A 21,352-nucleotide genomic window follows, 5' to 3' on the forward strand; every position below is an offset into this window, starting at 1 on the left:
GGAATTTTGTTTCAACTCTGAAAGCCCCGGGTTAATGGAGACTATCTACCAGCCTATATTCGAAAGGAGAGATTGATGATGGAACCGGGCTATAAAGATAGAAGCGTTGAAGTGGAGCATACAGAGGTGCAACGGAAATCGGATTCCAGTGTTGTCGCATCTACCTTTATTAAATATGCTGCTTATATTATTATTTTTTTCGGAGCACTTTTCTTCTTGGTCAGATATGTATTCCCTATGTTCTAATTCGGATTCCAACGAATCCTATACAAAAATCCATCCCCTGTAAGTAGCGGGATGGATTTTTGAATTTAACGAATCCTATAAATTTCTCTGGATGGAATCCGGTGATTCCGCAGAATTACGATAAAAGAACCAGCACTCGTTCAGCAGCTTGATCTGACGGCGGTCTTTTTTGTAATAGGCTTTCATCAGTTGATGGCAGAGCCACTGTGGCAAGGGTATCACTCCTCTAACTGCTTACGTAAGTTAGCATATGGAGAAATGAGCCTAAAGGTGACGATTTACAGAATGCTTTCTGCTTCCTCTTCGTACCATTGCTCTAATTGCGCTTGCAGCGCCCGAATCTCGGTCAGCAGGGAGATGAGTGGATAGTTCTTTTGCTCCTGAACAGAGGCAAAGGCCTGTTCCAATCTATTGATATAATCCAGACCGGACTCCAGGGAGTAATCTTCGCGTAGCAGATCCAATGAATCACACTCAGCAATAGCTAAGGGCAGATCCGGTACATTATCGGCTGTCAGCTTGTCGATTTCTTTGTTTAGACGTAAATTGAGCGCACTTAGCTGGTACGCATATTCCTCGGGCATTTCCACGAATTGTAATTCTTGATGTTGCTGCAAAATTACATACCGCATTTTCGGCATTGGTCATTCTCCCTCCGTACTTGTCTTCCTTCTTGACAGTTTAGCCTATGCACAAGTTACAATTCAAGTAGAGATCTTAATTCCCGTGGAAAGGACTTGTGATAGAACGCTATGGAAACGATGAGCAACGAAGAGCTGCAGCTGTGGATTGAGCAGGTATCACGGGACAGCTTTGGCGTACCCTTTAGGCACAAGGCAAGCTTTAACAGCAGATTATCTTCAACAGGCGGTCGATATTTTACCAAGAGCCATAATATAGAGATTAATCCCCATCAGCTTGCTATGTTCGGTAGAGAAGAGACGGAGAAGATTATAAAACACGAGCTCTGCCATTATCATCTGCATTTGGCGAAGCGAGGGTATATGCATCGTGACACTGATTTCAAAAGACTGCTGGCACAAGTCGGCGGGAGTCGCTATTGTCAGACATTGCCGGGTGCGAAAGCTCGAAAGTCACTCCCTTACCGGTACAAGCTGATCTGTACAGCATGTGCTATGGAGTATCCGCGTAAGCGAAAAGTAGACCCAAAGCGCTACCGCTGCGGCAAATGTTCGGGTAAGCTGAAGCTGCTAGCGCTGGAAGTCCAGTAAGTAGAACAGCACGTTATTTTATAACCAGACCCATCAATCCAACAAAGGAAACAGCTTGCTGAGGCGAAATGATACATCCCTCCAAATCTTGTATATCCACGATCAAGCCACTAAACTCGCAGTCACTAAGATCGATCCCGTTAAGCTTTGATCCTGACAATGTGGCTTGATCAATATTACATTCGCTGAAGCTGACTTTCTGGAAATTCGATTGGTAGTAATCAGAGCTCATCAATGAACTATTCTCAAAAGCAACCTGCTTCAGATTAGCCATTCGAAATGTTGCGAAATCCCCGATACAATCTACCACGCGAACATTCTGGAATCTGCCTCTTGTGAAGTCCGTACCGATGAGCTTGCAGTTCCTGAATTCGGTTCGATGAATAATTGCATTCGTAAAATCCACATTGGATAGATCGCATCGCTCAAAAATTACATCCATCAGTTCAATCCCAGTTAAGGACGACTCGATAATCGTAACATTTTTGAAAACCACTTGATCAAAGCTGACTTTATTCGCCTCTTGATTATCAATAACTGTATCGCTTATGCTGCAACGACTGAATTCATCTTTGGTTTGCAGCGAGTATATTTGCTCAGGGAGTAGGGCGTCTGGATCTGATATTTTTGGTGAATCCATTTTGAATTTCATATGTACCTCCATTTAATGAATGCTCGTTTCTAATTAAATTAACTATCTTAGGGTTCAGCAGATTTGTCAATTTTCAGTAGCGCTCAGACCTTTCGGGAGATACGTACAAATACACCTTTTTCTGGATAAAATCACACATCGTTTTGTAAGCGTTGCCAACTTAAGATGGAAGGGAAGTCCATATTAGGTAGAGGGGGCACATTTATGAAAAGATTCAGGTCCGCGATGGCGGGTCTGCTCGCGATGCTGCTGATTTTCTCAAGCTTGCCTGTGATGGGAATCGGTAGCGGTTCCGTAGGAGCAGAAGGGGTTGGAGGAACTGGCGCAGGGCTAATTCCATCAGGGACAGTACTCATCAAGAATAAGTGGAAAAATAATTTCTTATATGAAACGTCTGATGGTATCGTGCGTTATGGCATGACCAATCCAGCGGACACATCATCGCATTGGACAGTGGAGACGGTAAATGGTCTGTCACGAATTAAGAATATGAAGACGGGCCACTACATTACAATGGCTGGTAATAACGGCAAAGAGGATACACTTAAGGCGGCAGATCTCCAAGGAGCTGGAAGTGTTACGGATCAATGGTTGATCGATACTTCCAATAGAAACGGATACATGATCATCCGAAGCGCGAGCGTGCCTGAGAGTAAGCTGGTTATCCACGAGGAGAATCAGCTTGGTTATGCGCAAGTAAGCTCGGATATCAATATTACGTTTGAGAGTCCGCAGTGGGCTTTTATCGATCCTAACGCAGGAACAGTACCTGTACGGTTGGAAAGCCGGATGCGTCCCGGTCAGGTGATGTATGAGGAGAAAGGAAATGTACTTTACGGTAAACAGCCTTTGAAGAATGAGGCTGCCCAGTGGTTTCTTGAGCCGGGTACGGACGACGGAACACTGATGATTCGAAACCGTGAGACGGGTCATTATATTAAGCAAAATGAAGTGACTTGGGCGGGAGTCTTTTCGCAAGAAATCGATCCGGACAAGGTGATGCTAAGTGAATGGGTGAAAGAAGATGCACCAGGCGCGGATGGAGTGGGTTTTATTACCTTAAGTAATAAAGGATTAACCGACGGAGTTAAGCCTTTATGGCTGAATCCTCAGTTTGAGGAAGATAACAACGTGCGCTCTAACAGCTGGCCGGGTGAAGCAACCAGTCATAATGCCCAGTGGACAGTTGTCCCTATTTCCGAGTTGCAGCCGGTACGCTTGGCAACTTATACAGATGCACAAGTAGCTACAGATTTCTTGTATGAATCCGCAAATGGTGCACTTAAGCACGGATTAATTGCTCCAGATACTGCTGATTCATCCGATTATCTATGGTATATAGAGGATTATGACGGTAATAAACGTATCCGTAATGCAGCAACTAATCATTACCTTTCGTATAGTGATGGCACAGCCAAGGCTGAGCAGATCAGCGGAAGCCAACCATCGGATCAATGGAATTTTAAAGATTCTGATGATTATGATGATTATCTGACACTAGAAAATGTAGAGAGCAAAGGCATCTATCTATCTACCTTGGGTGGAGACAGTGCTGGAGCAAGTGGGGATGCGACTTCATTAAGCGCCCAGTGGCAGCTTCTAGACCCTAACACACCAACAGATGGCACCATTCCATATTATCGTATTCAAAATGGCTGGAAGTCTTTTTATTGGTATGAATCTGCTGATGGTCTCTTGAAATATGGAAATATGCAAAAGGATGGCTCCGATCAATGGCTGATTGAGAAATATAATGGCCGTAAGTTATTCAAGAACAAGAAAACAGGCCACTACATTAACACAATGAATATGCCAGATGGCCATATCCAGGTCACTGAGCTTCCAGACAGGAATAATGTGGAGCGGGAATTTATCTGGACAGGTAAAAATATTGGCGACAACACATACGTAATCAGCAGTGTTCTCGATAAGGAACCTAATAAATTCCCTGAGAAGTTCATTTCACTTCAAAATCTCACTAAATACGCCGAGTATGGTGTGATCAATCCAGGCTGGGGCAGCCCACAGTGGCGATTTGTTACCGTTACTGAGAAAAAGCCGGACTTGTTCCGCTTCAAGCTTGACGCTGTAAATGGTGAGGATCAATATCTTAAGGATGGTCCTTTGTTGACCTCTCCAGATGTACTAGAGAAATTGTTAGAATCTAAGACTGTCACCGAAGCTGTCTATGATTCGCAGGACACTGAAGCAATGGTGCCGCAGGATAAGTCGGAATCTGCAACCGCTGATTCAAAATCTGTAGCTTTAGCTGCTGCGAACGAGGATGTAACAGTAGGTCAGGCTACTTATGGTTCACTTGATATGAATGACGATACCTTTGTCTGGCAGCTGCAAGAAATAGCTGGTAGCAATGGATCTGTGAAGATTAAAAATAAAGGTACTGGACGTTACCTCTCCCTGGAGCATATAGGTGGTGCAGTAGATGAGATTGAGCCTAATGTTGCCGTTCAGACACTGCAAACCGTCTATGATGTATGGGGCAGCATTAAGTGGATTGTGGATATGCAGCCTTCAGGTCTGACTACTTTCAAGAGTGGATGGGCTGGCCACTATATGTATGGGGCTTCTGATGAGAATGGGAATCCGATTATAAAGATCAGTAAGGCTCCCGATGCAGCGGATAGAAACAGTGCTCATTTTGCCGCTGAAGCCGTTGAAGCGATTGCGCCACCTATCCCTGCTTACCCTGTAAGATTTAAGAATGCAAGCAGCGGGGAGTATTTATACGAGAATGAACACGGAGTTGTTCTGTACGGGCAGCCGTCAGCAGAGAATGGATTCTCGCATTGGAATATATCTGTGCAGGACGGCAAACAAACGATTATCAATCGAGCAACAGGCCATTATTTAACATTGAATGGAGATTATTCATACTTGGAGAGCAGTAGCGCGGAACCGGCTATAGACGGAGCATCTGCTTGGGAAGTAAGCTTGGCTTCCGATTATACGCACTACACCATTCGTAGTCTCTATGGAGAATACGACGATGAATTAATAAACATTGCGAATAAGACAGGATATGCTGAACGTGCGCTCCTACTAGAGAGTGACGGCTTAGCTCAATGGACACTTGAAGCGGCTCAGCAGGAGTTTACTACTCCGTCTGGAGAACTGCGCAATAACAATACAACAACTCCAGTTCAGAATGATACCAACATTATAACGATCGTGCCGAAAGGGCTGACTGGTAAAGTATTGTCTGAACAAGAAGGGGCACTCGTATATGCAGAAGCCTCCGACACGGTGGCTCACTCCCAATGGATCGTCCAAGATGTAAATGGACGTAAACGCATAATGAATGTTCAGACGAAGCAATATCTTTCTTTAAATGAAGGGGATCAAGTCGTCTTGTTATCTTCCGGGGAAACAGAACGTTCCCAGTGGACGCTGGAAGAGAAGTTAGGCTACAACCTCCTGCTAAGTGCTGATAGAACGGGCTTTCTTACTCACAGCGCATCAGCTGTTCAACTTGGTTCTGCTGTGGGAACCGATAGCACTCTTTGGAGCTTCCTGCCTATCCCTACAGATGCAATTTATACAGGAGAAGAAGCATTCCAAGGCGATCATGTTATACGGTTTGCAGTCAATGCCCAGCACGCCGGTGAATATGATGCCGTTGTTCGTTACAAGAACACTTCCAGCGCTGTTACAGATCTGTTGCTTGAGGTGAACGGCTTGAAGGAAGCGGCTAATGTTAATGTTGCTCAGTCCTCCTCTTGGAAGACTGAACAGGTAAAGCTGAAGCTGCGTGCAGGGATCAACACGGTTTCTCTAAGTAACGACAACATCGATTGGGGTAAAGTAAGCATTGATAGCCTGACAGTAAAAAATAGCGTGAACAAAGTTTACCGCGGGGCAACAGTTCCTTACATTAGCTATGAAGCTGAGGATGCAGTGACTAACGGAACACTAATCGGTCCTTCGCGGAAATATCGCACTATGGCTTCTGAGGCTTCTGGACGACAAGCCGTCGCCTTGAAGAATACTGGGGACTATATAGAGTTCAAGCTTGCAGAAGCAGCTAATTCTATTGTTCTGCGCTATTCCATTCCGGACAGTTCGGATGGTGCTGGTGCTGAGGAAACATTGACTCTATATGTAAATGGAGTTAAGAAACAGCTTAATTTGACTTCAAAATATGCTTGGGAATATGGCAGCTACCCATGGTCAAATGATCCTCGTCAAGGTAGTGGACATCGCTTCTTTGATGAAATTCATGCTCTGATTGGCGATGCTCCTGCCGGAGCAACCATTCGTTTAGAGAAGGGAACAGGAGACCAAGCGACTTCATACGTCATCGACTTGGTGGATATGGAGCAGGTAGCCCCTGAGTTGACTCGCCCTGACGGCTTTATTTCTGTAACGGATTTTGGAGCAGTAGCCAATGATGAGGGAGATGATACCGCAGCCTTTAAGGCAGCGCTTGCCGAAGCGAAGGCAACAGGGAAAGGGGTTTGGTTCCCGGTAGGTACCTTTAATGTCGGAGAGGGTCTGCTGGATCTGGATACAGCCGAAATCCGTGGAGCAGGCATGTGGTATACGGTACTGAATGGCGCCAAATTTTACGGTCACGGCGGTAAGGTTGGCGTATACGATCTATTGATTGAAGGTGGTATTAATGTACGGGATGATGAGGCATTCACGAATGCTTTCCATGGTGCTTTTGGTCAAGGCTCGGTCATTCAGAACGTATGGATTGAACATACCAAAGCAGGCTTGTGGTTAACACAACCTATTGGTGAGAAGGCTCGCACGAATGGTCTGTATATGGCAGGTCTTCGAATCCGCAATCTGATGGCGGATGGAATTAACTTTGCTGTAGGCACTGGCAACAGCATGATGGAACAAAGTGACATCCGCTATCCAGGGGATGATGGTATTGCGATGTGGTCGTTCACAGATGCCAAATTGAATGAAGTGAATGGCGCGGAACGGACTTTTAGCTATAACAATACGGCACGTTTTAATAACGTCTCACTGCCATGGTTGGCCGATAACATTGTGGTCTTCGGTGGTAAAGATAACAAAGTTCAAGATAACGTGGTAAAAGACACTGTAACTAATGGAGCCGGGATCGCTGTATCTACCCGTTTCTCCGCAGAGCCGTTCCAAGGAACGACAATCGTTGAGCGGAATACATTGCTTCGCACAGGTAGTTATGATTCGGGCTACGGGGTAAACCTCGGTGCGTTATGGCTGTACGCTGGTGAGAGCGACCTAAAAGGAAAAGTACTCATCCGTAACAATACGGCGCTCGACAGCACCTATTCTGGCCTGATTGCCCACGGTAATCTGGAGGGAAATGCTCTCACGACGATTGATGGAGTTGTTCTGACGAATAATGTATTAGACGGTGCAGGTACGAGCGGTATAGAAGTAACGAAAAATCTGAAAGGTAACCTGCTCGTCGACAACTTGATTATTCTTGGTGAACGGATGAACCTCCTGTCCAATGCATCTCCTGAATTTAGCATCATTGAACAGAATCAAGGGATAGCCACAGCTGTTAAACCTTTCTCCATCAAGCTAGCAGATGGACAGAGCGGACCTGTTGTACTAGAACAAGGAAAGTCAGCTATTCTTCAGGTGTTGGACAAAGAAGGAGCGGATATTACTACACAAGCTACACTTAATTTTATGAGCAGTGACATTGCTACTTTTACAAACAACAGTATTCATGGAGTTAAAGCGGGAAGCACAGACTTCACGGTAACTGTTGGCAACGATAAGAGGGTGTATACAGTTGAGGTGGTGTTACCTAATGGTGGGACGGATCCTGTGGATCCGACTGAACCAACGAGTACTCCTGATCCGGCGGGGTCAGTAAATCCTGTTGCACCTGTCGCTACACCAACTCCAACACCAGCTGCTAATCATGATGCGCAGCTAAAAGCTAAGGCGACTGCTGGGCAAGCTCTTATCGAGATTTCAGCTAACGGAGATGGTATAGCTCGCTTTAGCGCAGAAGCTTTACGCGATGCAGCAGCACTTAGCCCGAATGCGGTGCTTGTCATTGCCAGTGGCGATATGAGCTATCGCTTTCCGTTAGGACTCGTGGAGAGCGTGCTGAAAGCTGCACAAATGCCGGCAGGCACTTTAGAGTTCCAACTAAATCCGCTAAACGGAAAAGGATTGGAACAACTGCTTGCCAAGGCTAAGCAGCAAGGTTTTAATGTGCAAGGAACTCCGGCAAGTGTCACCTTAAGGGTCACAGATGGCAAAAACACTGTAGCTGCTAATGGGTTCGGCACTACGTATGTAGATCGTACATTTATGATGGAGGGAGCACTGGTTGCAAAGACGGGAGTAGTCCTTATTTACGATGAGCAGACGGGTTCCTTCCGTTATGTACCTGCATTATTCGAGATCGTAGGCGGGTTGACCAAGGTTACTGTTAAGAGCAGCAGTGCTAGCGGGATATTCGTCGTTGCACAACATCCTGTAACTTTTGGAGATATTTCTTCACACTGGGCAAAGAACGAGATCGAAACGCTTGCCAGTCGACTGATCTTGACCGGACAATCCACAGATAACTTTGCACCTCAGAATTCCGTTAGTCGTGCTGAGTTCGCAGCTATGCTAATTCGCTCTTTAGGCCTAGCCGCTGCGAACACAACGAAGACCTTCAGTGATGTGTCTGATTTATCATGGTATGCTGCAGACGCCAGAGCTGCAGCAGCCTTAGGACTAGTTCAAGGCTATGAGGATGGAACCTTCCGTCCGAACGCCCCTATTACACGGGAGCAAATAGCTGTTATGGTAGCTAGGGCACTGAAGCTGTTAAACCTTGGAGCAGGAGAATCGGGAGCTAACCCTGCGACAAATGTATTTACAGATTCATCTGCTATTTCTACTTGGGCTAAAGAGGCTGTGAATGTCTTAACAGCAAAAGGAATCATGAAAGGCCAATCGGCAGATAGCTTTGCGCCTGGCAGTGATACTAGCCGTGCAGAGGCAGCCGTGATCCTAACAAGATTACTTAAAGCTGCCGGATTATTGAATTAAATTTCTACTAAAAGAGCAGCTATTCTCCAGTAATTGGAGAATAGCTGCTCTGCGTTTTTTGGACGAAGGCTGTCTGCCAGAACATATTTGGTTATTTTCATGCCAATAGCGACTAGAGGGTCCGTTAGTATGCCGAATATTCGATTATGCTGCGTAAAAGGTCAACTGGCTCCGATAGCGGCCTCATAGGCGATACAGCCTTATTTAAGCTTCCCCATCGACAAATTGACTCTGTAATTTCCGAACTTTAGCAGCTCGTCGAGAAAGATATTCAAATCCTCTTGGCTTCCGGCACGAACGCGTATCCAATAGCAGCCTTCTCCACTGACGCGATGCATTTCTTTTACGCTGTCATGCTGCTTTGCGAATGTTTGAAAGGCTGGATGTACCGTATTCGAACCTAGAAAGACCGTTATAAAGGCATTGATCGCCTCACCAACTTTATCTGGATTCCAGCGGACGGTGTAGCCTTCAATCACTCCGGTGTCCTGCATTTTGCGAATACGTGCACCCACTGCTTGGCCTGTCATATGCACTTGCTGCCCAATGTCTCTGTGACTGATCGTGGAATCATCAATTAGAAGCTGTAAGATGCGAAAATCCACATCATCTATGGAATAAGAACTCGTCATTATTTAAAATCCTTTCTGCGTGAAAGTTGAACAGGCCAATCTCTTTCCAATCTCAATGTATTCTGTTTCAAGGTCCAACTATAATTAATTGTAGCAGAAGATATCTGAAAGAAAGAAGGGCTTACGATGAAAATACAGCATATTCGCAACGCGACCCTATGGATGGAGTATGGGGGAAGTACATTTCTGATCGATCCTATGTTGAGTGAGCAGGGCGCTAATCCTCCCATTTTTAATACGGAAAATGACCGTCGGAATCCGCTTGTATTGTTACCGGGATCAGTAGACAAATGGCTGAATCCTAATGCAATAATAGTCACGCATCTTCATCCAGATCATTGGGATGCCGCTGCCGTTTCCTTGCTGCCGCATAATCTCCCGTTATTTTGTCAGGAGGGGGACAAGCATACCCTAGTAGAGCAGGGATTTGAGAACGTCTCGGAAATCACCGATAAGCTGACATTCCAAGGAGTAACTATAACACGTACCGGTGGACAGCATGGAACCGGAGAGATTGGCAAGCTGATGGGGAAGGTATCCGGGTTTGTCTTTCAGGCGGAAAACGAACCAGTTGTGTATTTGGCAGGAGACACGATTTGGTGTGATGAGGTGAAGATTGCACTCGATGCCTTTAAACCTGAGGTGACGATCGTTAATGCTGGTGGAGCGCAGTTTTTAACCGGAGGTCATATCACAATGAATGAGCAGGATGTCGTAGACTTATGCCAATATGCCTCTTCTACTAAGGTGATCGCTGTACACATGGACGCCATCAACCATTGCCTTGTTACCCGGGATAAGCTAAAAGCTCACTTGGAGAAGGAGGAGCTACGGGATCGAGTACAGCTTCCGCAAGACGGGGAATGGTGTTACGCATAAACTAAAGGGGGGAGTGATCCCCTCTTATATCTAGCTAATGGCAGAAATAATGCATGAATTTGAAAACGATCACAAAAATTATTTTACCTGCTTGACTAGACCTTGAAATCATGATAAATTAATTCATGTTCACTTCTAATTTACTTCTAATGTTCCCTGATAGCTCAGTTGGTAGAGCACTCGACTGTTAATCGAGTTGTCACAGGTTCGAGTCCTGTTCGGGGAGCCATTTTTATGGAGAGATACCCAAGTGGCTATAAGGGGACCCTCTGCTAAGGGGTTAGACTGCGTAAGCGGTGCGTGGGTTCGAATCCCACTCTCTCCGTTCTGAATTACATAAGAAGAGCTTCCATTATGGGGGCTCTTTTTTTGTTGTGTAAAATTATTTTTTCGGTGGCTAAATGTGATATATCTGGAATTGAGGAAGTACCGGGACAGATCACACGAATGTGTGATTTGTCTTTTTTAATCTGAATTATCAGTGATCAAATTCAATATTTTGGAAGGTGAATAGAGTGGAAAAGGCGAATGTTTACTTGTTAAGTTTCATGAATCCAGCTATATCAGCTAACGCAACATTCATATTACTGAAAGAAATTTAACGGAGGGAACATGAAAACTATAAATCAATTACAAACTAAACCTTCAAGTAGATATGATAGTTTTGATCCGGATCAAGAAGGAAATAAAAATACCAAATTTGCTGACATAATAATTGATGGCAGGTCTCTTTATCAAATGCTGAAAAGACATGACATGGTTCCATCCCTCGGGTGGGGGAGTGAAGAGCATCAAAGGAAAATGATTAACTATTTTTTATTAAACCAAATGCATGAATATATGTACTACAGATACCCAATATTAGTCTGCCCTTGGTGTGGAGATGAAGAGTGTGGCTTTATATCCGTATTTATTGAGAAAGAAGAGGATCTTATCATATGGAGAGATTTCAAACTGGAACCCAGCAATAAAGCTATTGATGTTGGGCCTTTTTATTTTAAATGGGATGAATACGAAAAAGTTATTAGAGAGACATTTGGAACTGCGGGGATTCAATAAAGTTTCAAGAAGTATTCTGCAGACGGAAAAGCTGTGAGGCTAAGTCTCCGACTTTTCAAATTAGAACAACCTTGAGGTGGATTATGAAGTCTTTTTTAATAAAGGGCAAAGATAATAAACAAGATTTATTATCCATTGAGATTGAGATAAGCAGCAGGAATGAATATAAGAATATATCTAAACACAAAAGGGTACTAATGCCTGTTATTAAATGGTGCATTTCTTTAGATATAAATGGCCATAAGTTAGATAAAGATGAAGTGTTTGTAGAAGATGTTTTTTTTGAATCATTATGTTATCCGGGGCATTACCCCATGTTTACCTGTACTTGTGGTATTTTCGGTTGCGGAGGGTATTATGTGGATGTTGTACATGATAATGAAGCGATGATTTGGACAACGCAACAATCTCCATACGAGGATAAAACAATTAAGAGCACTAATAGATTTGTTTTTTCATGGAGTGATATAATTGATTTTTCGGAAAAATTAATACAGAGACTAGAAGAACTCCAAAGTTTAATGATATCCAATGAATTAGAATTTCGATTCGATCTTGAAAAATATAAAGACATAATACAAGAAATAAAAATAAAGAGAATAGAAGATTACAATATTTGAAGAAGGTTAAATGACCCTAGGTCTGAAGGGTTCGGAGAGCTTCTTGTGATTGCGAATGTAGGAACGTTATAGAAATCGATTTTAGAAGGAGACTAATACATACATATGGGTAAGAAATTAACGATATTTCTTGTTGATGGTTCTGAAACAGGCCCTAGAACTATTGAAATTGGAAATTGGTCTGGTAAAGCAGTTTACTCGCAAAGATCATCACTACCAAAAATAATAGAAAGACAGGAGTTTAACCGACCAGGTATTTATATATTAAAATCAATGCCGAATAACGAAAATTACAACGAACGAATATATATAGGAGAAGCTGAGAATTTAAGAAAACGGCTTAAACAGCATTTAGCTGATTCAGATAGGGATTTTACTGAAATTGTAGCTTTTATCAGTAAAGATGAAATGCTAACAAAATCTCATATAAAGCATTTAGAGTCTAGGATTATTACTTTGGCGAAAGATGCTAAGACTGCTGAAATTGATAATACCATACAACCAGAATTGACAACATTACCAGAGGCAGATATTTCAGATATGGGATATTTTTTAGAACAAATCAAACTGATTTTACCTGTAGTGAATTTTATGTTTTTAGTTCCGTCTACAATAAGGCAATCCGAAGATGTTAGTGTTTTGAAGCAGACAGAAAGTAATAACGAAATTGTTTATACGGCAAAAAGTAAGAAAGTATTAGCAAAATTAATTGAAACAGAAAAGGGCTATGTAGTTTTATCTGGATCTCAAAGCAGTAAAGTTACATCAAATTCTATTTCAGAAGGCTGGGTTAAACAAAGAAATAAACTAATAGAAACAGGGGTCCTAATTGACGGAGGAGAGTTATATATATTCAAGGAGAATGCTATTTTCTCAAGTATTAGCGCGGCAACAGCTGTTGTGCTAGGTCGTCAAGCTGCTGGTCCTGTAGAGTGGGTCGATTCTAGCGGAAAAACATTTAAGCAAAATCAAGAGAAGAAGTTTGAAGGGGGATTCAATGAAGAAGACTCGTGAATATAAGGAGTACATTACATGAACAAAGATGAGTACTTTGAAAATCTAGAAGAAATAATTACTGATCAAATATACATTGGGTCATCAGAATCTGATATTCAAAAAGAAATTGAGACAAATATGTGGAGAATTACAATTCAACCTGACTTGGCGAAAGAAAATTTAATTGATGATTTCGACAATTTTATAAATAAAGTAATTGAAAATAGACAAGAACAGATTTATAGATCAAATTCAGCTAATGGTATGATCTTTTACCTGTGGTTTGATCTAATGGCTAGCCAGTTGAGATTCAACTTAATATCAGATGTAAACAAAGAACTACCATTTGCTTGCTCGATTCAATATATGGGAGATAAAAGAGAAGTTTTAGAAGATTTTATAAATTCACCGTTACATAATGGCCTACCAATAGAAGGATATGATGTTAGTTTTGTAGAGAAAGAATTTGTATTAACAATCTATAAAAAACATTTAATAATATATTAGTTTATATCAAGGAAGACGGAAAACCATATAAGTCAAAGGAGTGGAATCAACATGGAACTGTATAAGCAAATACCCTTGTACAGATTTTTGGCATTATGCAATGAAAGTGGTATGGAGAAAACAATATTAGATTGTGGGGCGGGAGGGGATTCACCTCCATTAAGTTTGTTTTCGAATTATGGATACAGTACAAACGGAATTGAGATGAATGTCGAACAAATTGAAAGAGCTAATCAGTTCGCAACTGAAAGAGGACAGAATCTAAATATACAACAAGGCGACATGAGACAGTTGGCGATAAGTGCTGAGTCGATGAGTTTTGTGTATTCATATAACTCTATTTTTCATATGAGAAAACAAGATGTGAAAAAAGCGATAAATGAAATGAAACGAGTTCTAAAACCTAATGGCTTATTATTTGTAAATTTTTTAACCCTAAAGGATTTTAGAGTCGGCGATGGAGTTGATTTGGGGGATAATCAGTTTGAACAAATGGAAGATGATGAATTAGTAATACACTCTTATTATGATTATCATGAAGCAGATTCTATGTTTGATGATTTGCAGTTAATATACAAAGAAGATCGAGTACTGGAAAGAAAGTTTGAAGGTGAATGGATACGACAAGGATTTATCGATTACATATATAAAAAATAGAGATAGGATTCAGCTTAAATTGTTTCTCTAGGATTTAATGGATATGAAATGTATCTATAAACATATAGCAGAATATACCGATCATGAAATCAGAGAAATTTTATTTAGACAAGAATTAGAAGAACTAATTTACTTGCCAATTTCAGTCGGTCTTTATCATCATAGCTGGAAGTTTGCTCAGGATATATGTATTAAACTAGCTCAGCATGAGGATGCAAGAGTGAGAGCTAATTCAATTTTTGGTTTAGCGCATATAGCAAGAACTAAAGGTCGATTAGATAAGAGACTAGTAAAACCAATTATTTTTAAAAGAATTAAGATATAACGAAATCCATAGAGGGATAATATTAGATGCGATAAGTGATATAAATATATTTATGAAGTGGGAAATTGGAAGGAAGCATAATTTGTAGTCGTTTCAGAGAGTTGGTTGACATCATATAACAAGGGGATATTTAAATGGATAAGTTAGAAAAGAGGTGTTTTTTTGGGTGAACGAGATGTTAGTTATGTAACTTATACGCAGAAACATAGAGATATCATAATTACAGGAGTGACTGCAATCAACGATTTTTTGAATCGTAAAGATGTTTCTGAAAAGAGAAGTCTATTATTTTGTTTGGACAGGTACTTGGATCCATATTTCGGATATGATTTGCCGTACTTTGATGATATTATCTTGCTCCTTGAAAAACATCTACTCTTTAATCATAGTAAAGAAATCAACCAAGATATTCTTCAATTACGGCAAAAAATGCATTAATAGAGCTTTCAAAAAAACCGTGAGAGTACCCATTTAACAGTTTGTTATTGAGATAATGTATCAAGAGAGTATTAATAAATGCTGTTAAAGATGTTTACTAAAAAAGGAGATGTGCCAATGAATAACAGATCAGATTTGCTAAATCAGTTTAAGGAATGGAATGGATTTGTTCTAGAAATTATTGATTTAGATTGGAAAACACCCATCGCTGAAGGAAAATGGACAATTCATGATGTTGTTAGTCATATTATATTATGGGATAAATACTTCTATGAATCGACGATAGAACCGATAGCATGTGATAAAGCGATAACACTTCAACTTATTGATTACGATCAATTCAATAATGATGCTGTTACATATGGTAAGACAAAAACCAAAGATGAATTAATAGAATTGACTATGAAGTATCGTAACTTACTATTAGATTGTATAAGTAGCCTTGAAGAGGGGAAATACTTGAAAAAATATGTTGACGGAAGGTTTTCCTTTGAGTCCTATTTAAAGGATTTTATATCGCATGACCGACATCATATGATGCAGATTAAAGAATTGGAATTAAAAGGGAGAATGTGAACAGCTTACAGCCTATTCTCCTTCCGTTTATCGGTTGGGAATAAGCTTTTTTTTTGTATGTAACAATGAGACACAAATGTTATATTATTTGCTATAAGATTCAGCATTCGAATGAATATCAAACAAGGATCAACGAAAACCAAACTTATTCTATGCATGTAGCACTCGCCATCACATGCATGACTTTTGTAGAAATTGTTATGGCGGTGCATGGGGCGATCGTTATGATGAGAAAAGGAAAAGCGCCAGCCGTTTCGGCAATCAAGTTATCCAATCTAGCAGCCTCCTTAATATCTCTCGTTCTTACACAGACAGCTATACTTTCGTTTACACATCAAGGAGATATGTCTTATTATAACGGTCTTGCGGCGTGAATTTTTCTATTGAACTTATTCGTTACGAGGATCATGCTCCTAGAAGGAAGCTTCTTTATGTTCATGAGATACACAGCGACTCCAGGGAACAATATGAGGAGATCAAGGCAAGGATTAGACGTGATTGGGATATAGAGATGATTGAAGAATCGAAGAATGCTACAGGCTGAAGTGGTGTGAAAAAAAGTTCTTGCCATGTCCTTATATTTCTGGTATCATAATTTTTGTTGTCACGTTAGACAACCTTGCTAAGGCCCGTTGGTCAAGGGGTTAAGACACCTCCCTTTCACGGAGGTAACATGGGTTCGAATCCCATACGGGTCATATTATGCGGTAGTGGTGGAATGGCAGACACGCTATCTTGAGGGGGTAGTGGGTGTATACCCGTGGAGGTTCGAGTCCTCTCTACCGCATACAAATAAAAAGTAAGAAATCCTTTGCTTCGCAGAGGTTTTCTTACTTTTTTTTATAAGGTTAGACAAGTTGATTAGTTCTTGAAGGCTCTTGCATATTGAGGATAGAGCTGTCTGACACAGTCTGGGCAAATATCATGGGTGAATTGCAGAGAAAGCTGATGTTTTAAAAAATGTTCAATGTTGATCCATTCATCCTTAGAATTTCGAATGGATTTGCAGGAAGCGCAGATGGGGATTAACTCTTGTGTTGGCTGACATGTCGAACAGATGCTTGTGATCCCCGACATCTTAGTTCCTTCTATAAATACACCCAAATCATATAGAGAAATTATAAAAGCAGCTTCTAGGTAATAATCAGAGAGCAGCGGATAGATTTCCAAACGAAAGATTCGCGTCCCTTTATAGGCGGTTTGTATGATGAACTCAGAGGTATAAATCTGTTGCTCTCTGCGAAGTATAATTTTCACCGAATCATAAAGCTTGGCCCATTGATCGGAATCGATGATCACATCTTGCAGAAGCTCCGAATAATAAGCTCCAATCCATTGTTTGTGAGGGGAGAGGCCGTATTCATGACTAAATGCTTTCCACTTCCTGTTGGTGAACTGGATAACTCCTTGGCTGTTGATGACCACTGCATTGTGCGGCAGATATTCAAGTGAATGGATAATGGAAGATGATAAGCATTTTGACAAAAGTCACCGCTCCCTCCTAGAGATCCTTCGGGATGACATGTTAATTAAGGGGGTCAGACGGCATTACATCAGACACTTGTCACCTGAGTCGCCTCTTATCGTCACTCTAGCCATATGATATAATCGGATAATACATAGTAACACCAATTATATACTTTTTTGCGTTATTTTGCAATAGATAATTACTTAAATAAGTCTTTTTTTATTTTTTTGTGAAGGGCGGTTTACGGATGCAGACCATATACGAACGTATAGAGTACTTAATTAAGCAAAAAGGTCTCACCAAGAAATCATTCTGCGAGCAGTTAAATATAAGCACAGGTAATATGGGAGATTGGAAGCGGGGCAAATCTACTCCGGGAACACATAAATTAATTGAGATCGGCGCTTTTTTTCATGTAAGTCTGGACTGGCTTATTTTAGGTAGAAATACATCTGAAATATTGAAAGAGAGCAATGAGGACTATGATTTCGGAGAAGTGAAGTTGAATGAAGATCGAACGAATGAATTGCTTCCAGAGGAAAAGGAATTCATTAAAGAATACCTAGCATTCACTGAATATCGTAAGCAGAAATGGGCCGACGAAAATTCTTAAATCAACGCCTTTACATTTCGGGGAAGTACATTTATAATAATGAATGTTGACCTCAAACAAAGTTTTATGTTTTATCTCACCGCGCGGTAGTGGTGGAATGGCAGACACGCTATCTTGAGGGGGTAGTGGGTGTATACCCGTGGAGGTTCGAGTCCTCTCTACCGCATACAGAATGACGGAAGAAGCCTTGCGATGCAAGGCTTCTTTTTTATGCTTAACGAGCAATCGGAAAGCTGTATTTTCGTATATTGGATAATGACAAAAAGGATACTGACCGCATATCACCTAGTGGGCTGAGTGATGTGGCCAGTATCCTTTTTTAAAATTTCTTATTGAATGGATTATTTCAGAAGCTTGGAGATATAGGATTCGATCTGCTGAGGAGTAGTTTTAGGAGCAAAACGCTTAAGGACACGGCCTTCTTGATCCACCAGGAACTTGGTGAAGTTCCATTTCACGCTTTTTGAGCCTAGAACACCAGGTGCTTCCTTTGATAAGTATTTGAATAATGGGTGTGCTTCATCACCTTTTACATCAATCTTCTCAAACATTGGGAAAGTTACTCCATAGTTAATCTCGCAGTATTCTGCAATTTCATCACTTTCGCCAGGCTCTTGGCCAGCAAACTGATTGCTTGGGAAACCAAGTACTTCGAATCCACGATCCTTAAATTTCTCGTACACTTCCTGAAGCCCTTTATACTGAGGAGTAAACCCACATTTGCTAGCTGTATTCACAACAAGGAGTACTTTACCTTTGTACTTGGACAATGATTCTTCTGCACCCCGAAGAGTGTTGACCTCAAAATCATAAATACTCATGGATGCCACCTCCTTTGTAATTCCTAATTTTAATTTATCGCAATTTAATTGTACACTATTTATGAGGGTGAGCCAAATAAGAAAATTCTATGAACCATTAACGCCCATTCGGTTTATCAAATCACAGCAAAATGAATGATCATAAATTAAATGTATCTGTATATATTTTATGGAAATAATGACTGAATAAAGGCGTTGATCAGAAAAGAGCAATAAATAGCCTCCGTGTTAGGCGTCTTTGGTTGACATCACTCTTAAAATTCTTTAATATGTCTAAGTATCTGAGAATATGTTGCGTGTGCAATTTACAACCAAAAATTTAAATAATGGGTGATGAAGATGTCTTACAGACCGAATATTACGAATGTGACCAAAGCCAGCAGCAACGATAAGGAAGGATTGTACGAGTTCATTATCAAGCTTGCTGATGGAACGGAGTGCCGTGCGTTTTATAATCGGTTTCCGGAATGGAAAATGACGAACATCAGCCGCCTGCTTAAAACTCCATGTCCAATTTGCCGCAAAGATTTCATCTGTAAATGCATGGAGGCATTCACTGCTGATTTCGAAGGACAAATGATCGGTGATCAATGGATTGAAAAGGCAATTGCTGAATAATTAAAGAACGGTACATGTTGGCGCGGGATTCTATCCCGCGTTTTTGTTTACCCAAAATATGCGATACACTTATTTATATAGGGAGGGGGAGCTATGAACGAGGAGCTGAACATTATGCAAAATAAGTCCATTGTGTTGATTGATGGGGTGTGTCATCTTTGCCAAGGTTTGATTCGTTTCATCATCCCGCGTGATCCCAAGGCTAAATTTTTATTCGCCCCTTTACAAAGTGAAATTGCCGCTAAGCTAATGAGTGAGGCTGGACTTCAACCTGGGCAGTTGAACACAGTTGTATTGCTGGAGAACGGTGTGTATTATACAGAGTCGGCTGCTGTACTGCGGATTGCACGTAGATTGAGATGGCCTTGGCCTGCTGCGTATATCTTCATTATAGTGCCGCGCCCAATACGGAATATCCTTTACCGCTATGTTGCAAGGAATCGTTACCGTTGGTTCGGGCGCGATGAGCAATGTCTGCTCCCAACACCGGAGATCAAACAAAGATTTTTGTAATCTGGGATTTGGCTAGATGTTATAATGTAACCATAATTTGGTATATCTAAGGACATTTAGCGAGGGGTGAAGGGATGTTGCGAAAGGCAGGACTTTATCTATTAATAGTTATGCTAGCTCCTTTAGGTACGATGGGAACGGTATCCGCAGATGCTAAGCTCAAGGTAATGGTGAATAATTCGAGCGTGAATTACGGCGTGCAAATCGTCTCTGGACAGACGATGGTTCCGCTGAAGGCTTTTGAGAGCTTCAAGAATATTTCTATTCAGTGGGAAGCCCGTACAAAGCAAGTAACGATCGTTAGAGACTCCATGAAGATTATGCTTGCTGTGGGTTCTCGAACGGCGTGGAAGAACTCCGAATCTGTACAACTGGATGCACCTGCTAGCATCATGGATGGAAGAGTTACGGTGCCGCTGAGATTTATTGCGGAAGCTCTTGGAGCAAGAGTAACGGTAGATGTTACTACGAATACTGTCTGGGTTCAGGAACGTGCAAATGCGAAGCTTGTGCAGAATTATAATAGTAGGGACTTGGTAGTTTCCCGCATTGCTGCTTTACAATTCCCGGTTGAAGAAAGAGAACCGTCCCAATTAACGGGTGATAATGAAGCGTTGTCTATGTCGTATTATTTTCCTGAAGGCAGATCTGATGGATATTTCATAATCTATGGGCATTTTGTATCGTATTATGAGATTAAAGACAACATTAGAACAGTCGTATGGGAAGCAGATTTGGACAATTCGAAAGAGGCTGATAAAAAAGATTTTACCGCGATATTCGGACACCCCATTGCGAAGGAATATGGTAAAGCCCCTGTTTTAGCCCCATCCTATGCCTATTATTATACGAGTGTATGGGGAAGTCAGATTATTTGCGGAATCGTTAATGTGGATGGAACGACTAAAGTTTCAGGGAAGTCGCTGAACTGGGAGGGTAACAAGCCCTTTATCGTGGCTATTCCCGGCGAGACCAAGCTTTAAGCGCTCTACAAGTCATATAAAATATGGAGATGAATTATGAATAAAGGGAAGCCCAAGGGATTTATGCGTTTTGATTGGCCTTTTCATTTTGTGACGATGCCGCTTGCGCTAATTTTGTTTGTGTGGTCGGCGATTTATGCTGTTCAAGAGATACGTGATGATGGTGCTTTAACGGTGCCATTGCTGTTATTCGGTATGTCCTTATGCTTACTTTTTGCGATTACAAGAATTCGTATATATGCGACAAAAAATCAGGACCGCGTGGTGAGAGTGGAAGAGCAGTTCCGCTATTTCCGTCTGACGGGCGAAGCCTTGAGCCCAGAGCTTGAAATAGCCCAAATTATAGCGCTACGTTATGCGGGTGATGATGAGTTTCCAGGACTGTGTCAACTGGCGGTGAAGGAGAAGCTCATTCCTGCTGATATTCGGTCTGCCATTAAGAACTGGCGCGAAGATAAGATGAGAGTATAGTATCCAGCTAGTGTGCGAAA

General features: G+C 41.5%; 24 protein-coding genes and 5 tRNA genes. 23 read left to right on the top strand and 6 right to left on the bottom strand.

Features of this window, described 5'->3' with window-relative positions:
* Positions 1 to 75 precede the first annotated feature (75 nt).
* Positions 76 to 246: a hypothetical protein gene (locus MKX35_RS27530; protein ID WP_156113060.1), complete on the top strand. Its 171-nt coding sequence runs from the start codon at positions 76 to 78 to the stop codon at positions 244 to 246.
* Between the two features lie 75 nt (positions 247 to 321).
* Here the strand turns inward: MKX35_RS27530 and cmpA are convergent, their stop codons facing one another.
* Complete coding sequence (gene cmpA / locus MKX35_RS27535) at positions 322 to 459, bottom strand: cortex morphogenetic protein CmpA (protein ID WP_094874036.1); 138 nt, start codon at positions 457 to 459, stop codon at positions 322 to 324.
* Between the two features lie 65 nt (positions 460 to 524).
* Positions 525 to 887, bottom strand: coding sequence for a hypothetical protein (locus MKX35_RS27540; protein WP_042124766.1), 363 nt, complete (start codon positions 885 to 887; stop codon positions 525 to 527).
* Positions 888 to 1,007: 120 nt separating this feature from the next.
* Here MKX35_RS27540 and MKX35_RS27545 point away from each other — a divergent pair, with 120 nt between their 5' ends.
* On the top strand, positions 1,008 to 1,478 hold the full coding sequence (locus MKX35_RS27545) for a SprT family protein (protein ID WP_081382729.1): 471 nt from the start codon (positions 1,008 to 1,010) through the stop codon (positions 1,476 to 1,478).
* 13 nt (positions 1,479 to 1,491) lie between these two features.
* Here MKX35_RS27545 and MKX35_RS27550 read toward each other — a convergent pair whose 3' ends face one another.
* The gene (locus MKX35_RS27550) at positions 1,492 to 2,130 is read right to left on the bottom strand and encodes a pentapeptide repeat-containing protein (protein ID WP_042124771.1); all 639 of its coding nucleotides are present in this window, start codon (positions 2,128 to 2,130) and stop codon (positions 1,492 to 1,494) included.
* A 204-nt stretch (positions 2,131 to 2,334) separates the two neighbouring features.
* Here MKX35_RS27550 and MKX35_RS27555 point away from each other — a divergent pair, with 204 nt between their 5' ends.
* A complete protein-coding gene (locus MKX35_RS27555) occupies positions 2,335 to 9,156 on the top strand; it encodes an S-layer homology domain-containing protein (protein ID WP_076298370.1) in 6,822 nt (2,273 codons plus the stop codon).
* Positions 9,157 to 9,356: 200 nt separating this feature from the next.
* Here MKX35_RS27555 and MKX35_RS27560 read toward each other — a convergent pair whose 3' ends face one another.
* Positions 9,357 to 9,788 carry an Lrp/AsnC family transcriptional regulator gene (locus tag MKX35_RS27560; RefSeq protein WP_042185510.1) on the bottom strand — a complete coding sequence of 144 codons (432 nt, stop codon included), beginning with the start codon at positions 9,786 to 9,788 and terminating at the stop codon, positions 9,357 to 9,359.
* Between the two features lie 126 nt (positions 9,789 to 9,914).
* Between MKX35_RS27560 and MKX35_RS27565 the strand changes: the two genes are divergently transcribed.
* The 14 genes from MKX35_RS27565 to MKX35_RS27630 all read left to right on the top strand — a co-directional run bounded on the left by MKX35_RS27565 (position 9,915) and on the right by MKX35_RS27630 (position 16,632).
* Positions 9,915 to 10,667, top strand: coding sequence for an MBL fold metallo-hydrolase (locus tag MKX35_RS27565; RefSeq protein WP_076298369.1), 753 nt, complete (start codon positions 9,915 to 9,917; stop codon positions 10,665 to 10,667).
* Between the two features lie 153 nt (positions 10,668 to 10,820).
* Positions 10,821 to 10,896 (top strand) — tRNA-Asn (locus tag MKX35_RS27570).
* A 7-nt stretch (positions 10,897 to 10,903) separates the two neighbouring features.
* Positions 10,904 to 10,992, top strand: a tRNA-Ser gene (locus MKX35_RS27575).
* A 287-nt stretch (positions 10,993 to 11,279) separates the two neighbouring features.
* Positions 11,280 to 11,726, top strand: coding sequence for an oxidoreductase (locus MKX35_RS27580; RefSeq protein WP_076284047.1), 447 nt, complete (start codon positions 11,280 to 11,282; stop codon positions 11,724 to 11,726).
* A gap of 83 nt (positions 11,727 to 11,809) precedes the next feature.
* The gene (locus MKX35_RS27585) at positions 11,810 to 12,346 is read left to right on the top strand and encodes a hypothetical protein (protein ID WP_076298368.1); all 537 of its coding nucleotides are present in this window, start codon (positions 11,810 to 11,812) and stop codon (positions 12,344 to 12,346) included.
* A 105-nt stretch (positions 12,347 to 12,451) separates the two neighbouring features.
* Positions 12,452 to 13,360, top strand: coding sequence for a GIY-YIG nuclease family protein (locus MKX35_RS27590; protein WP_076298367.1), 909 nt, complete (start codon positions 12,452 to 12,454; stop codon positions 13,358 to 13,360).
* Positions 13,361 to 13,378: 18 nt separating this feature from the next.
* A complete protein-coding gene (locus MKX35_RS27595) occupies positions 13,379 to 13,849 on the top strand; it encodes a hypothetical protein (RefSeq protein ID WP_076298366.1) in 471 nt (156 codons plus the stop codon).
* Between the two features lie 51 nt (positions 13,850 to 13,900).
* Positions 13,901 to 14,506, top strand: a complete 606-nt coding sequence (locus tag MKX35_RS27600; RefSeq protein WP_076298365.1) for a class I SAM-dependent methyltransferase — start codon at positions 13,901 to 13,903, stop codon at positions 14,504 to 14,506.
* Between the two features lie 43 nt (positions 14,507 to 14,549).
* Complete coding sequence (locus tag MKX35_RS27605) at positions 14,550 to 14,831, top strand: hypothetical protein (protein WP_218641850.1); 282 nt, start codon at positions 14,550 to 14,552, stop codon at positions 14,829 to 14,831.
* A 162-nt stretch (positions 14,832 to 14,993) separates the two neighbouring features.
* Positions 14,994 to 15,269 carry a hypothetical protein gene (locus tag MKX35_RS27610; protein WP_076298364.1) on the top strand — a complete coding sequence of 92 codons (276 nt, stop codon included), beginning with the start codon at positions 14,994 to 14,996 and terminating at the stop codon, positions 15,267 to 15,269.
* A 117-nt stretch (positions 15,270 to 15,386) separates the two neighbouring features.
* On the top strand, positions 15,387 to 15,845 hold the full coding sequence (locus MKX35_RS27615) for a DinB family protein (protein ID WP_076298414.1): 459 nt from the start codon (positions 15,387 to 15,389) through the stop codon (positions 15,843 to 15,845).
* 179 nt (positions 15,846 to 16,024) lie between these two features.
* The gene (locus MKX35_RS27620) at positions 16,025 to 16,219 is read left to right on the top strand and encodes a hypothetical protein (RefSeq protein ID WP_341044496.1); all 195 of its coding nucleotides are present in this window, start codon (positions 16,025 to 16,027) and stop codon (positions 16,217 to 16,219) included.
* A 252-nt stretch (positions 16,220 to 16,471) separates the two neighbouring features.
* Positions 16,472 to 16,543 (top strand) — tRNA-Glu (locus MKX35_RS27625).
* 6 nt (positions 16,544 to 16,549) lie between these two features.
* Positions 16,550 to 16,632: transfer RNA gene (locus tag MKX35_RS27630), tRNA-Leu, on the top strand.
* 74 nt (positions 16,633 to 16,706) lie between these two features.
* On the opposite strand, the gene MKX35_RS27635 is transcribed toward MKX35_RS27630, so the two are convergent.
* The gene (locus MKX35_RS27635) at positions 16,707 to 17,330 is read right to left on the bottom strand and encodes a hypothetical protein (RefSeq protein ID WP_076284053.1); all 624 of its coding nucleotides are present in this window, start codon (positions 17,328 to 17,330) and stop codon (positions 16,707 to 16,709) included.
* 230 nt (positions 17,331 to 17,560) lie between these two features.
* Between MKX35_RS27635 and MKX35_RS27640 the strand changes: the two genes are divergently transcribed.
* Complete coding sequence (locus tag MKX35_RS27640) at positions 17,561 to 17,926, top strand: helix-turn-helix domain-containing protein (RefSeq protein ID WP_076298363.1); 366 nt, start codon at positions 17,561 to 17,563, stop codon at positions 17,924 to 17,926.
* Between the two features lie 83 nt (positions 17,927 to 18,009).
* Positions 18,010 to 18,092 (top strand) — tRNA-Leu (locus tag MKX35_RS27645).
* 175 nt (positions 18,093 to 18,267) lie between these two features.
* Here MKX35_RS27645 and MKX35_RS27650 read toward each other — a convergent pair.
* The gene (locus MKX35_RS27650) at positions 18,268 to 18,747 is read right to left on the bottom strand and encodes a glutathione peroxidase (protein WP_042124801.1); all 480 of its coding nucleotides are present in this window, start codon (positions 18,745 to 18,747) and stop codon (positions 18,268 to 18,270) included.
* 339 nt (positions 18,748 to 19,086) lie between these two features.
* Here MKX35_RS27650 and MKX35_RS27655 point away from each other — a divergent pair, with 339 nt between their 5' ends.
* The 4 genes from MKX35_RS27655 to MKX35_RS27670 all read left to right on the top strand — a co-directional run bounded on the left by MKX35_RS27655 (position 19,087) and on the right by MKX35_RS27670 (position 21,332).
* Entirely contained in the window at positions 19,087 to 19,365 is a 279-nt protein-coding gene (locus tag MKX35_RS27655; RefSeq protein ID WP_042124803.1) for a hypothetical protein, read from the top strand.
* Positions 19,366 to 19,458: 93 nt separating this feature from the next.
* Positions 19,459 to 19,878 carry a thiol-disulfide oxidoreductase DCC family protein gene (locus MKX35_RS27660; RefSeq protein WP_076284055.1) on the top strand — a complete coding sequence of 140 codons (420 nt, stop codon included), beginning with the start codon at positions 19,459 to 19,461 and terminating at the stop codon, positions 19,876 to 19,878.
* A 74-nt stretch (positions 19,879 to 19,952) separates the two neighbouring features.
* Entirely contained in the window at positions 19,953 to 20,861 is a 909-nt protein-coding gene (locus MKX35_RS27665; RefSeq protein WP_076298362.1) for a copper amine oxidase N-terminal domain-containing protein, read from the top strand.
* 36 nt (positions 20,862 to 20,897) lie between these two features.
* Complete coding sequence (locus MKX35_RS27670; protein ID WP_076284057.1) at positions 20,898 to 21,332, top strand: DUF6526 family protein; 435 nt, start codon at positions 20,898 to 20,900, stop codon at positions 21,330 to 21,332.
* Positions 21,333 to 21,352 lie beyond the last annotated feature (20 nt).

This window comes from Paenibacillus sp. FSL R5-0923, from assembly GCF_038009145.1.
GTDB lineage: Bacteria > Bacillota > Bacilli > Paenibacillales > Paenibacillaceae > Paenibacillus_AQ.

Bases quoted from the DNA above. Each gene is read 5' to 3' on its own strand.
- MKX35_RS27545 (WP_081382729.1), top strand. From the start codon at position 1,008: ATGAGCAACGAAGAGCTGCAGCTGTGGATTGAGCAGGTATCACGGGAC.
- MKX35_RS27640 (WP_076298363.1), top strand. From the start codon at position 17,561: ATGCAGACCATATACGAACGTATAGAGTACTTAATTAAGCAAAAAGGT.
- MKX35_RS27555 (WP_076298370.1), top strand. From the start codon at position 2,335: ATGAAAAGATTCAGGTCCGCGATGGCGGGTCTGCTCGCGATGCTGCTG.
- MKX35_RS27585 (WP_076298368.1), top strand. From the start codon at position 11,810: ATGAAGTCTTTTTTAATAAAGGGCAAAGATAATAAACAAGATTTATTA.
- MKX35_RS27560 (WP_042185510.1), bottom strand. From the start codon at position 9,788: ATGACGAGTTCTTATTCCATAGATGATGTGGATTTTCGCATCTTACAG.
- MKX35_RS27615 (WP_076298414.1), top strand. From the start codon at position 15,387: ATGAATAACAGATCAGATTTGCTAAATCAGTTTAAGGAATGGAATGGA.
- MKX35_RS27550 (WP_042124771.1), bottom strand. From the start codon at position 2,130: ATGAAATTCAAAATGGATTCACCAAAAATATCAGATCCAGACGCCCTA.
- MKX35_RS27595 (WP_076298366.1), top strand. From the start codon at position 13,379: ATGAACAAAGATGAGTACTTTGAAAATCTAGAAGAAATAATTACTGAT.
- MKX35_RS27590 (WP_076298367.1), top strand. From the start codon at position 12,452: ATGGGTAAGAAATTAACGATATTTCTTGTTGATGGTTCTGAAACAGGC.
- MKX35_RS27580 (WP_076284047.1), top strand. From the start codon at position 11,280: ATGAAAACTATAAATCAATTACAAACTAAACCTTCAAGTAGATATGAT.
- MKX35_RS27650 (WP_042124801.1), bottom strand. From the start codon at position 18,747: ATGAGTATTTATGATTTTGAGGTCAACACTCTTCGGGGTGCAGAAGAA.
- MKX35_RS27530 (WP_156113060.1), top strand. From the start codon at position 76: ATGATGGAACCGGGCTATAAAGATAGAAGCGTTGAAGTGGAGCATACA.
- MKX35_RS27565 (WP_076298369.1), top strand. From the start codon at position 9,915: ATGAAAATACAGCATATTCGCAACGCGACCCTATGGATGGAGTATGGG.
- MKX35_RS27605 (WP_218641850.1), top strand. From the start codon at position 14,550: ATGAAATGTATCTATAAACATATAGCAGAATATACCGATCATGAAATC.
- MKX35_RS27620 (WP_341044496.1), top strand. From the start codon at position 16,025: ATGACTTTTGTAGAAATTGTTATGGCGGTGCATGGGGCGATCGTTATG.
- MKX35_RS27540 (WP_042124766.1), bottom strand. From the start codon at position 887: ATGCCGAAAATGCGGTATGTAATTTTGCAGCAACATCAAGAATTACAA.
- MKX35_RS27670 (WP_076284057.1), top strand. From the start codon at position 20,898: ATGAATAAAGGGAAGCCCAAGGGATTTATGCGTTTTGATTGGCCTTTT.
- MKX35_RS27655 (WP_042124803.1), top strand. From the start codon at position 19,087: ATGTCTTACAGACCGAATATTACGAATGTGACCAAAGCCAGCAGCAAC.
- MKX35_RS27665 (WP_076298362.1), top strand. From the start codon at position 19,953: ATGTTGCGAAAGGCAGGACTTTATCTATTAATAGTTATGCTAGCTCCT.
- MKX35_RS27600 (WP_076298365.1), top strand. From the start codon at position 13,901: ATGGAACTGTATAAGCAAATACCCTTGTACAGATTTTTGGCATTATGC.
- MKX35_RS27660 (WP_076284055.1), top strand. From the start codon at position 19,459: ATGAACGAGGAGCTGAACATTATGCAAAATAAGTCCATTGTGTTGATT.